Here is a 12,363-nt window from a genome sequence, read left to right on the forward strand (position 1 = left end):
GTTAACAAGCCATCCATTATAGCACTCAAGGCATTTAATCAATATGGATAGTAACGGCTTTTATATCAATATTTACAACCTTGATTACTTTAATAATAGCGTTATTTACACCTAAGCTTAAAGAGCTTTTTGATCGACAATTCCAATTATTCAAGCTCCAATCAGAACATGAATATGAACAGAGAAAAGAAGTAAAGAAGATTTTATCTAAAAATAAAATTCAGTTGCTTAATGCTTGTGAAGAGCTAAACCATCGCCTATGGAACTTCTATGGTGAGAATTATCTAAAAAAATGGCATAAAATAGATGTTATTGATGTTTATGAGCATTATTATTTTGTATCTTTTATTTACCGATTTATAGCAGTATTTGCATGGGTACGAAAAATTGAGAAAGAAATGGTATATTTAGATACTACGTTTGCTTTGCAGGAAGATTTGGATTTTATAAAGTTTTTAAGGTTATTGCCTCAAATTTTGTATGATGCAGAATTATATAAAGGATATTCGTATGAACGTAGTATGGCTACAGATCATTTTTTTCGGGGACAACTTGAGAATCTTGCTGAAAAATTTATAACGGAAGATAGAGTTTGTGATTTTACGGATTTCTGTAAAAATTTTAATGCTTACATTGATGAGATTATACCTGTTTGTAATTTTCTAAATGATATATCACCAAATGAAGACAGATTAAGATGGGATCGACTTCAAATTCTCCATATTACAATAATGGCTTTTCTTAATACCTTTGGATATGACTTTCAATATACAGATGTAGATCAAATTGATAAGATTACATCTATTCCAAGAAAATCGCGTTTATTAAATAATTTCTTAGATATGGTTCGCCGGATGAAGCTGGAAAATCAAATAGAATTAAAAAAATATTGGAGACAGCTATAAGCGAAATTTAAAATCTGATAATACACAACCTTTGTCAGGCGATTGACAGAGGTTCACGCGTTGGGGTAAATAATATAAGGGGACACAGACCGGGCTTATATTAAGTGGGAGGTAATCTCATATGAACAAAACTGATATTAGCAATACACATCACACGAACAAGATTTATTGGGACGAGAATGGTAACGATTTTTTAGGAGCTATTGTACTGCCTTATTACGGTTGTAATACTTTAACGGAAAATGAATTAAACTTATTTGGTGACGTAGCTGGCAAAAAACTTTTAGATATTGGTTGCGGTAACGGTGAATCTCTTAAATATCATGGCAATAACAAGGCCGCCGAGCTTTGGGGCTTAGATATTTCTAAAAACCAGATTGAGAAGGCAGCGAAATGTCTATCGGAAAGTGGCTATGCAGCAAAGCTGATTTGTGGGGCAATGGAGGACGAATGCGGACTACCAATAGATTATTTTGATTATATTTATTCAATTTATGCAATTGGATGGACAACGGATTTACAGGGTACATTTAATAAGGTTGCATCTTATTTAAAAAAGGGTGGCATGTTTATATTCAGCTGGTCGCACCATATCCATATGTGCGTGGCATTTGAAGATGGTAAAGCCTTTTTTAAAAATAGCTATTTTGATGAAACATGGTCTGAGCGGGAACTTGACGGGAAAAATATTTTACTTTGCTCCCGAAGAATATCAACTTACGTAAACGCATTGGCGAAGGCTGGTTTTGTAATTGAGCAATTGATTGAGCAGACAAATGACGAAACTTTGCAATTAACAGGCGAACTTAACGATTTGAAGAAAAAATCGCAAATGGTTCCGTTAACAGCTGTTTTTAAAGCGAGGAAGCTGTAGTCATATCCGTAGGGTAGTTACTATTTGAAGGTATCTTATGGGGAACGGGATTGGCGACAACATCTTTATTATTAGATAAGCTAACTGCAGTAATTGGAATAAATGGTAATTTTACCACGAAACTATAAAAGCGCAGTATAAATCAAAATATGTCTTTAAATAGTAATGTAAATGGTAAACTAAAATACAGAGTTTTAAGCCAGTAGAACTACAAACTTTCTCGCCACAAAGCACACAGTTTTTCGCCAATAACTACACAGTTTCCAGTCAGCTGATACAATAGAAGCACGCTGAGTATGGAGGCTGCTAGAAATGAAGGGATATTCTGTGTATAGCAAAATACATCAACTAAAAGAACGCGGATTCCGAAAAGATACCGTGGCGAAAAGTCTTGGCATCAACTGGAGAACAGTGGACCGCTACTGGAATATGACGGTGGATGAGTATGAATCTAATGTCGCCACGGTCTGCAAGGTCAGGCTGCTAGACGATTACCAGGACACAATCATCAGCTGGCTACGGGATTATCCTACGCTTAGCGCAGCACAGGTTTGTGATTGGTTAAAAGAACACTACAGCGCGACCTTTAGCGAACGAACGGTCTCTCGGTATGTAAAGAACCTGCGGAATGAGTATGATCTGCGCAAAGCACTCAATCAACGAGATTATGCAGCTGTTCCTGAATTGCCAATGGGGCAGCAATTGCAAGTAGACTTTGGCGAGAAGTGGCTGAAAAATGTAGACGGTGGCCGCATCAAGGTCTATGCTGCAGCTTTTGTTCTGGCACATTCCCGTTTTAAATATGCCGAATTACAGAGCCGCCCCTACACCGCTTCGGATTTGGTGCGAGTATGTCACCAATGCTTCAGGTATATGGGCGGAATGCCGCAAGAGATGGTTTTTGACCAGGATAGTATCGTTTGCGTGGCAGAAAATGCCGGTGATATCATACATACTTATGAATTTGAAAAACTTCGGCAGGAGTGCAAACTGAGTATTTATATGTGCCGTGGTGCTGACCCTGAAAGCAAGGGGAAGGTGGAAAGCACCGTGAAATATGTGAAAGGCAATTTTCTGGAAAACCGGCTTTACGTGGATGATGATATTCTAAACAGCAGCTGCCTGGATTGGTTGGAGCGTACCGCAAACGCAAAAATTCACGGAACAACAAAGCGTGTGCCTGCCGAAGTATTTGCCGAAGAACGGGAATACTTACGGCCGCTGGTCGATTGCGCAGAAAATAACGGCGCTCACCTATGTAGAACTGTCCGCAAGGACAATACCGTTATTTATGACAGCAACCGTTATTCCGTTCCACTTGGCACTTACAATGCGCAAAAAGAGGTTTGTATTGTGCCCAAAGATGGCATTTTATACATTCAGACTGTATTTGGCGATCGCATTTGCCAACATCGCATTTCCAACGGTCGGGGTCTGCTCATCCAAAGCAGAAGCCACCAGCGCGACAGAACCAGCTCTCTGAACCAGATGCAGGTTGCACTGGGTACGCTTCTTCTTGCCAAGGCGGATGACTTTCTCCAAACGATCCGTACAGAGAAATCCCGGTATGCCAGAGATCAATTTAAGCTGATCCATACGCTCTGCGACCAATATGCTGTAGACGCTGTCCTGGAAGCTGTAGGTTTTTGCCAGTACAGTAACCTTTACAGCGCGAATTACATAAAAGACTATCTGGAACACAATGCCTTTAAACAACCCCAGCCGCCAGAGTTGCCCCTTCCGATGAGCAATGCAAAGTATCATGTGACAACGCAAAAGCGCTCGCTTGATGTCTATGCCAAGGAAAGTGGTGACCGATGATGATGCGGCCAATTGACCGGGTAACTGGACTACTTTCTGATTTACGCATGACTCCCGTGGATTTTGAAGCACTTTTTGCAGGTAAAAATTCACTAACACCCGTGGAGAGTGTAGAACTGTTTTTACTGGAACAGCAACGGCTTCGAGTACAAAAACAGAATCTGCTACGCCGCCGCAGAGCAAGCCTGCCTGCTGAGAAAACCATGGATTCTTTTGATTTCGGTTTTCAACGCAGTGTTTCCAAGGAACAGATGTTGCGGCTAAGTGATATGACGTGGGTTGAACAAGCATACAATGTTTGCTTGTTGGGGCCTCCCGGCGTTGGTAAAACCCATCTTGCTTTGTCCCTGGCGGTGAAGGGGCTGAACTTGGGTTATGCAGTGGCGTTTGAAACCTTGGATACCCTTATGAAGATTCTAAAAACGTCCGAAATTTCCAGAGCCAGCAAACGTCGACTCAGATATTTAAGTAAGGCTGCTCTGGTGATTGTTGACGAAGTTGGGTTTATGCCACTCTCCCCGGCAGAGGCTAATTTATTCTTTAGCTTTGTGTCTTCTATGGCCGAGCGTACTTCGATGATTATTACATCAAACAAAGGGTTCGACGAGTGGGCTGAGTTCCTTGGCGATGCAACGATTACAACAGCCATTCTTGACCGCCTAATCCACCACTGCGAGATTATCAATATGACTGGTGACAGTTATCGCTTAAAGCACCGCAAAAGTATTACTTGAAAAACTCTGCACTTTGTGGCGGAAAACTCTGCATTTTGATTGACTGCTTACAAGTAATCATTTAAGTTATATCTTTTTTGTATCAAGAGCTATTTTAATGATGAAACCCAAACAAGTATTGTCTGAAGAACTTCCACCTCGTTCCAGTTTCTGTCCAGTGATTAACAGCTAGTTTGTTTTTTAAAAAAAGAAGCACGATTTAACTGCGAGCTTGTCTCGCAGTTACTATTTCGAACGTAGTGAGAAATAGTAAGTTCTAGTAATAATTAAATCTAGCAATGCGAGACATTTGGGATTTTTTCCAGGTGACATTCTGGATTCTTCTAAATGACATTTGGAATTTTGTGCATATTTGGTAATGGCATAGTACAATACTTCCTTAGTTGGAAGAAACCTGATTTTAATAGATTTATTGCAATGTCGCTGATTTAATGATATAAATCAATTCATATCATTAAATGATAATTTTTTAATAAGTCATTTAAAATTAAGTTCACCCGATTATGTAGAGTAGACAGAATATGGTTTTATAGTTAAATTTATAACGGACCTTTGACAAAGCATTGACGGAGGTTTGAGGTAGATTTCCTATTTTAAGTCACTGTGGACTAATGCTATTAATCCTAATGAACAAAATCGAGCATTTAAGTTGTTGATTGAGAAAATAGTGTATGATAGGGAAGATATTGGTTTGAGGTTGGATATTTTATATAAATAATTGCAAATGTAATAAATTGAGAACCTCCTGCTAAAATTTGTATTTATTTAGCAGGAGGTTCTCGAATATTAACAGAATCTTAAGAACGAGGAATAGGATTGACGCAGGTGTTTAGGCCAAGGAAACAAGGCGAATAATCCAGTTTCTACTTAGGTTAATCCAACTTTAACTTATTGGGGAATTTGGTAGATGCGGGGCGAAGTAGAGAAGATTAGTAGATGGAAAGAAGGTAAATATATTGTCATCTCATAAGCCAATATTTGCTTTTGTATTAATGCCATTTGCGGATAGTTTCAATGATATCTATCAATTAGGAATAAAAGCTGCAGCTGCAAGAGTCGGGATTGAAGCACAACGACTAGACGAGCAGATATTTAATGAAGGTATGCTTGAACGTATCTATAGACAAATAGATATAGCTGATATTATTATTGCAAATATGTCAGGGAAAAACCCTAATGTTTTTTACGAAGTTGGTTATGCTCATGCAAAAGAGAAAATCTGTATTCTTCTTACTGATAATGCGAGCGATATACCATTTGACTTAAAACAGCGGCGGCATATAGTTTATAGTACTCTAACACAACTTCAAGATGAACTGGCTAAAACTCTTGAATGGGCAAAAACCGAAGTGGAAAATATAAGACAAAGCCAGATTAAACTTGTTACTCAAGAGAGTGGCACTTTGGTTACTGATGATTATAGGGCTCTTGCCTCTGTGGAGTTTAGAATTAGTATGCATAATAATTCTAATAGATCATCGCCTGATATTGAAGGCATTTATTTATATTCTGGGAATGATTGGAATTTTACTCAGGATAGTAATGAATGTCCTAAAACTACTTCAGATTTTCCACCATATAAATTCTGTTACTTCATTAAATCACCAGTATCTAAAATACCCTCGGGTTCGTGGGCTCAAATTAAAGTAATAGGAACACGTAAACTTGCTGAGAAATGGTGTGGTGATGAGATTAAAACACGGTATGATGTTAGCGGCTATTATGGTATTAGATTTATAACTAATAAAGGGGTATTTAACTATAAGAATGATTTAAATTTGATATTAGAAGCTATGCCGTTTTAATTGCTTCCATATGCATAGGAAATTCATAATTTTAATTGTAAACATTATCAAATAGATAATCGGTAATGTGATTGAACCCAAATGAAGATTACGGAACTTTTGGCAAATCATTGCCGGAAGTTTGAGGTAGATTTCTTGTTTTAATGGTGGTGTGGATTAATCTCAATGAAGAGAATCAAGCATTTAAGTTGTTGATTGATCGGATTTATATGATCGGATGGATAATGACTTGAGGATAGATGACTATCCGTTATTTTGCGTATGTAAACCCACCCTCAAGCAAATCCTAAAAGATAGCTATGAAAACGAGGTGAAGCGAATGTCTGAGAAGCACGTTAACCACCTGGCGAATGAGAAGAGTCCGTATTTATTGCAGCACGCGCATAATCCGATAGATTGGTATCCGTGGGGCGAAGAAGCGTTTGCCAAGGCCAGAGAAGAGGATAAACCAGTATTTTTTAGTTGTGGCTATAGTACGTGCCACTGGTGTCATGTACATTAAAGGAATATGTTCATGTTCATGCAAAACCTAGACAAAGTTTTTATTAAAAGCTATAATTTGACAAATTACGATAATGTATTTATCATAAAGATATCAATGAAGCCCTAGGGGAAAGCCTTCGGGCTATTTTCATTTGAACAGTATCCTAACGGGTAAAATTATGTTAGCGGTGGTTTGGAAGCTAACTATTAGCATCACTAAGAGATATTAATATCTTGCATTCATATTAAACAAAAAATATAAACAAAATTGCTTAAATCATAGATAGGCGCGATGGCTTCTTTAATCGTGTAAGGAGTGAGATGTTTGGCACAAAAATGTTTCTCACATAGAAATATTGACGGCGAGATAGAAGATATTTTACATATTTTGAAGGGAAGAAAGCTTAAAAAGAAATTGGATAAAAAATTGTATTTTATATTGGATAGCATTTCTGTTTATATAACATATATTAATGCTGGTACTTTACAGTATGAATTTGTTAATAAGGCGTTTGCCCGAGCATATAATATTCCGCGGGAGCAAATTATAGGTAGCCATATGAATGAAATACTTCCCGAGAAAAACTACCAAAATGCAATTAGATATATTGAAGAAGTTAGAATGGGTAAGGCTGAAACCTATGAACATTATTTTGATGTATCAATTGGGAAGCGTTGGGTTAAGGTGGACTATATACCTGAATTTGATAATAAAGGAAATGTTAGTTCGTTTATTGTTCTTGGAACTGATATAACTGACCGAAAAAAAGCAGAGGAAAAAGTAAAAGAGAGCGAAGCTCTTTATCGATTCATTGTTGAGACTGCCAGTGAGGGAATTTTAATTTTGAACCGTGACTTAATAATTACATTTGTTAATAATAAATTAGCGGTTATGCTTGGCTATGAAATAGAAGAATTAATAGGAAACAGTTTCAAACAATTATTATTTGAAGAACACTTGGGTGAATTTGTGGTACAACTACAAAAAAAAATGCGGGAAGAAGATGCAATATATGAGAGATATTTACGGAGGAAAAATGGATCGAAGCATTGGGTGATTATTTCTGTAAAAGCTATGATGGATGATGAAGGTTACTATACTGGATCATTTATCATGCTTACTGATATTCATTCGCGAAAACTAATCGAAGAACAACTGGAAAGTGCGATTAAAAAACTTGAAGTATTAAGTAATATAGATGGATTAACTAATTTGGCTAACCGGCGTTATTTCGATGAAATAATGTCTTTAGAGTATGATCGGTTATCACGTTATGGGTTAATGTTATCTTTTATTATGATTGATATTGATTATTTTAAGAAATTTAATGACTATTATGGACATCTTTGCGGGGACAATTGTCTTCAGCAAGTTGCGAAAGTATTAGCCGGCAGTGCTTGTCGTCCTGCAGATATTATTGCCCGGTATGGAGGGGAAGAATTTATTTGTATGTTGCCAGAAACAGATATAGAAGGTGCGAAAGTGATTGCTGAAAAAATGCGAATAGGTGTTGAGCGTCTACATATTCACCATAATGGTTCTACGGTTTCTGATTATGTTACAATTAGTCTGGGAGTTGCAACTACAAAATGTTCACCAAGTAATAAGGTACTCGAATTTATTAGTAATGCAGATAAGGCTCTTTATAAAGCAAAAGCCAGTGGGCGCAATACTATCGAAGTTTTTTAATTTATCGTCTATAAAATAAGAATGTTGGCGGAAATAGGCACTTACTTTATAAACGGTCGTTGGTCACCTTATTGACTAATTCTTATAAGCTACCAAGTCAAATAAATTATGGATTTGAGCGATATGTTAATAGCATGTACTGGAAGATGGAAATGCTCGTGAAGCCAGAGTTCTATTTTGGTTCCATTTTGACATGACAAAGGTGCCATGTTCATGAAAAATGGTGCAATTGGCTATCTTGAAAATGATGAAGAAAATCTAAAGATATTTGATGTAATTGCAAATGCACTTAAAAAGAATGGAAAGCACTTTATGAATATATGTAACGCAGAACATGCAGAAATGCATTTTCCAAAACGATATTGGGATATTGGGATATTGGAGAGAAAGAGTCTTCACTTCCAGTGTTTCATTGGGATAAAGAAAATCGACTTTCACCTGCTCCGGCAATAATGCAGTCTGGATAATGCTTCCTTAGAAGTCGTAGAGAACCTATACCTCATTCCAGGAAGCAAAGATATTGTGCATTTTGACTTTCAGGGCAGTGAGGGAATCTTGTTTCATTATCTCGAAAATGATCGATTGGAAGAAGTCGATTTTGTCATCATTGATCATCCGCCAACATTAAACGAATCGGCATTAGCAGGCTTTGTAGCCGGCGATGAGACAGGCGAGGAAATGAACAAAGGCGCATCTAACCAGTGAATATGGCTTGCAAATGCGCAGCCTACGGCCGATTGAAGTCAAAAGTGTCTTCGGAAATAGCTCATAATATGAGGAAATTGACTGCCGCCAACGCATAGGTGGTAGCTTTTTATTTTTGACATGAAATCAATCCGAATTTCTACTGATTAGAGAGTCTAAAATAGTGAAAGGAGCCGTGCTGAAACTTTTACGTTTCAACACGGCTCCTTGCTTTTGTAGTTGACAGATGGAAATTGTCATGATATTCTGTATATAATTCATAATAATTAATATAATGATATATATAATAATAACGTTGATTATGGTGCCCCGTCGATAAGGAAATATTCTGGTGTGTACGGAGTACCATTTTAATATATATTTTTAAAATGACGAATATTTATGTTTTTAATTAAAGAGAGGTGTTAAATGGACGGTATGACTTGATGATTTATGATTGCTTTTTATGTGATTGTTGTTAGTGGCAGTGGGTGAACCATCATATTGGGTTACGGGTATAGGAAGAGATTGGAAATTGATAAGAGGAGGATTTTTAAAATGATAGAAAAGACTTTAAAAAACCTTTCGGTTGATTCAAAAGCAAACGTGTATTTTGATGGTCGCGTGTCGAGCAGAAGTTGCTATAAAGAGGACGGAACAAGATTCACCCTCGGTGTTATCACACCTGGCACTTATACCTTCTCCGTGGGAGACAGAGAAATTGTACGACTGATTGCAGGGACTGCTGAAATACTTCTGCCAACGGAAAAGGAATGGCGCAGAGTGAGTGCACCTGATTCATTTGAGGTCATCGCTAACAGCAACTATAACATCAGATGTTACGAGGTCGTTGAATATCTTTGCGATTACTATAAGAATTAAGATCAAAATCTCATTACCCAATGGGCAAGAATAATCAGGAAATAAGGAGAGTTGAAAAATTGACAACAGAATCTGTTAATTGGAAAAAAACTTTTCTTCTCGCGGGATCTTTATGTGCGTGTTACATGGGAGCTGGGTTTACATCAGGGCAGGAAGTTTTGCAATTTTTTACATCTCTTGGAACCATGGGGCTTGTATCAATAGCAATGTCTTGGATTCTCTTTATATATTTCACATACGTAATTTATAAGGTAGCAAAGGAGCAGAATTTTAATGATCCGTATGATATTTTAGAATATTATTGCGGAAAAATTTTAGGTCGGATTCTTGTTTGGTATATTGTGGCATTAATGTACGGAGTGTTTATGATAATGCTGACTGGCTCGGGTGCGACAATTAATCAATATTACGGAGTTCCCATTTATGCCGGCGTTTGGGCTATGGGCATTCTTACGCTAGGTACTGTGGTGCTGGGAATAGACAAGCTTATAAACATAATAGGCCTGATTGGCCCAGTTAAAGTGCTATTTATAGTAATAGTGGGCGTTCCTGCTCTCCTTGCTATGTTTTCCTCTCCGGCAGCATTTTTGGAAGTTGACAAGATAATACCAACATTAGAACTAAAAAAAGCTTCATCCAATTGGGTGACGGCAGGAATAATATATCCGTGTCTTTATGTTATGACTGCAATACCATTTATGGTCGCTTGCGGAGCATCTGCTACAAATATAAAAGAATCAATTATTGCCGGTGTTACTGGCATTAGCGGATTTATGTTTTCAGTTTTTATGCTCGTTGTAGCTGAATTGATGAATATTCAAGCCATTGTCGGCAAGCAAGTTCCTACATTAGTTGTTGCTGAAAAAATTTCCCCGATCTTGGGGGCGACATTTTCAGTATTAATCATCTTGTGTATTTACTCAACGGCGACTTCCTATCTTTGGGGAACTGTTAGAAAGTTTGCTGAGGATCGAACTAAAAAATTTTATATTATTTCAACAGTGCTTGCAGGGATTGGAATGCTTTTTGGACAGGTAATTCCTTTTGATGTGTTGGTAAATACTTTATATCCTATTTCAGGGTATGTAGGTATTATCTTTTTAGTATGTATGATTGTTAAACAATTAAAAGATAAGTATGGTAAAACTAACGCAGACTTTAATGGCTAACGGTTCTCAATTAAATATTTTATAAATATGCCTAAACAAGGAGGAGAGAAATCATGAGTAATCTTAAAAGTGTAGTATCGATAGTAAAAACCACTGGAAACACTGAAAAGGATATTGATGTAGCTGTAAGAAAGTCCCTTGAGTTGATCGGTGGTTTGGCTGACACGGTAAAGCCAGGTAATTTGGTTTTGATTAAGCCTAATCTGGTAGCTCCGGGAAAAGATCGGCTGTCCGGTGCCATTACCCGTTATGAAATATGTAAGGCCATTGCGGATGTTGTCAAAGAAATGGGAGCAGAACCTGTGATTGCCGAGTCTTCTGCAGCCGGTGTTGATACCGAAAAGGTAATCGTATTTGGTCAGTATGACAAGTTGCGGGAACAAGGGTATCAGGTAGTTGATCTGAAAAAGGCAACTCGTCAGGAAATAAGGATAGAAAATGGTAAAATTGTTCAAACCTTGGATTCCTGGGAATTAGTTGCCAAAGCCGATGTTATCGTCAGTGTACCCATAATGAAGACACATGACCAAACTGATGTAACGCTGGGAATTAAGAATCTAAAGGGATTGATTCAGGATAAACAGAAGAAAAAGTTCCATACGCTTGGTGTTTTCGAAGGTGTGGTAGATATCATTGAATGTCTCAAACCAAAGTTGACCATCATGGATGGGACGATCGGCCAGGAGGGCCTTGGCCCAGTATTTGGCGAACCGGTCGAGCTGGGAGTAATTGTCGCCTCAAAGGATGTTGTCGCAGCCGATGCAGTTGGATCGGCACTCATGGGCTATGAGCCGCAGGATGTTAAAATAACCAAAATAGCGCATGAACGCGGCTTAGGTGAGCTGAACCTTGACAAAATCGAAGTAAAAGGCGAATCAATAGCCAGTGTAAAGCGTCATTTTAAACGCGCCAGTGAGGTCGAAATAGAGGGCGTTCCGCCTTTTACAAAACTTGAAGATGAGCGTGCCTGTACCGGTTGCAAAACCACGCTGATTAGTGCAATCATGGATATGAAGAACGATAAAATAGAATGGATACTAGAGGGCAAGACCATTGTCATCGGGCCGTTGCCGGAAGAGAAACTTCCGAAAGATGTAAAGAAAGAAGATTTGATATTGGTCGGCTTATGTACAAGGCATTTGGAGAAATACGGAACACATGTAAAGGGTTGTCCTCCCAATAATATCTGGGTAGTAAGCGCTGTCGCGGGAGATAGGCTGGAAGTCGGCAGAAGATATGCAACTGAAGAAGGAGCAAATGACTAATTTGCATATCTCTGAGTATGGGAAATATCAGACAGATACAGACCTGGCATT

General features: G+C 38.0%; 12 protein-coding genes. All 12 read left to right on the top strand.

The window, feature by feature from the left end; genetic code table 11:
• The first annotated feature begins 80 nt into the window (after nucleotides 1–80).
• The 12 genes from SATMO3_RS09700 (at nucleotide 81) to SATMO3_RS09755 (ending at nucleotide 12,312) form a co-directional block, all read left to right on the top strand.
• Nucleotides 81–905 (top strand): hypothetical protein, encoded by an 825-nt coding sequence (locus tag SATMO3_RS09700; RefSeq protein WP_371380437.1) that lies wholly within the window; start codon nucleotides 81–83, stop codon nucleotides 903–905.
• Nucleotides 906–1,026: 121 nt separating this feature from the next.
• Nucleotides 1,027–1,779 (top strand): class I SAM-dependent methyltransferase, encoded by a 753-nt coding sequence (locus tag SATMO3_RS09705; RefSeq protein ID WP_371380439.1) that lies wholly within the window; start codon nucleotides 1,027–1,029, stop codon nucleotides 1,777–1,779.
• 312 nt (nucleotides 1,780–2,091) lie between these two features.
• The gene (gene istA, locus SATMO3_RS09710) at nucleotides 2,092–3,600 is read left to right on the top strand and encodes an IS21 family transposase (RefSeq protein WP_371371065.1); all 1,509 of its coding nucleotides are present in this window, start codon (nucleotides 2,092–2,094) and stop codon (nucleotides 3,598–3,600) included.
• Entirely contained in the window at nucleotides 3,597–4,334 is a 738-nt protein-coding gene (istB, locus tag SATMO3_RS09715; protein WP_371371064.1) for an IS21-like element helper ATPase IstB, read from the top strand. Before istA ends, istB begins: the two co-directional genes overlap by 4 nt.
• Before the next feature lie 956 nt (nucleotides 4,335–5,290).
• The gene (locus SATMO3_RS09720; RefSeq protein WP_371380440.1) at nucleotides 5,291–6,139 is read left to right on the top strand and encodes a hypothetical protein; all 849 of its coding nucleotides are present in this window, start codon (nucleotides 5,291–5,293) and stop codon (nucleotides 6,137–6,139) included.
• A 319-nt stretch (nucleotides 6,140–6,458) separates the two neighbouring features.
• A complete protein-coding gene (locus SATMO3_RS09725) occupies nucleotides 6,459–6,641 on the top strand; it encodes a DUF255 domain-containing protein (protein ID WP_371380442.1) in 183 nt (60 codons plus the stop codon).
• A gap of 306 nt (nucleotides 6,642–6,947) precedes the next feature.
• Nucleotides 6,948–8,312 (top strand): diguanylate cyclase, encoded by a 1,365-nt coding sequence (locus tag SATMO3_RS09730; protein WP_371380443.1) that lies wholly within the window; start codon nucleotides 6,948–6,950, stop codon nucleotides 8,310–8,312.
• Nucleotides 8,313–8,525: 213 nt separating this feature from the next.
• Nucleotides 8,526–8,765 carry a hypothetical protein gene (locus SATMO3_RS09735; RefSeq protein ID WP_371380445.1) on the top strand — a complete coding sequence of 80 codons (240 nt, stop codon included), beginning with the start codon at nucleotides 8,526–8,528 and terminating at the stop codon, nucleotides 8,763–8,765.
• 69 nt (nucleotides 8,766–8,834) lie between these two features.
• Nucleotides 8,835–9,017 carry a hypothetical protein gene (locus SATMO3_RS09740; RefSeq protein ID WP_371380447.1) on the top strand — a complete coding sequence of 61 codons (183 nt, stop codon included), beginning with the start codon at nucleotides 8,835–8,837 and terminating at the stop codon, nucleotides 9,015–9,017.
• A 537-nt stretch (nucleotides 9,018–9,554) separates the two neighbouring features.
• Nucleotides 9,555–9,878, top strand: coding sequence for a pyrimidine/purine nucleoside phosphorylase (locus SATMO3_RS09745; RefSeq protein ID WP_371380449.1), 324 nt, complete (start codon nucleotides 9,555–9,557; stop codon nucleotides 9,876–9,878).
• A 59-nt stretch (nucleotides 9,879–9,937) separates the two neighbouring features.
• Nucleotides 9,938–11,047, top strand: a complete 1,110-nt coding sequence (locus SATMO3_RS09750) for a hypothetical protein (RefSeq protein ID WP_371380450.1) — start codon at nucleotides 9,938–9,940, stop codon at nucleotides 11,045–11,047.
• A 53-nt stretch (nucleotides 11,048–11,100) separates the two neighbouring features.
• Entirely contained in the window at nucleotides 11,101–12,312 is a 1,212-nt protein-coding gene (locus SATMO3_RS09755) for a DUF362 domain-containing protein (RefSeq protein ID WP_371380452.1), read from the top strand.
• The last annotated feature ends 51 nt before the right edge of the window (nucleotides 12,313–12,363 follow it).

The organism is Sporomusa aerivorans (genome assembly GCF_041428895.1).
Lineage (GTDB): Bacteria > Bacillota > Negativicutes > Sporomusales > Sporomusaceae > Sporomusa > Sporomusa aerivorans.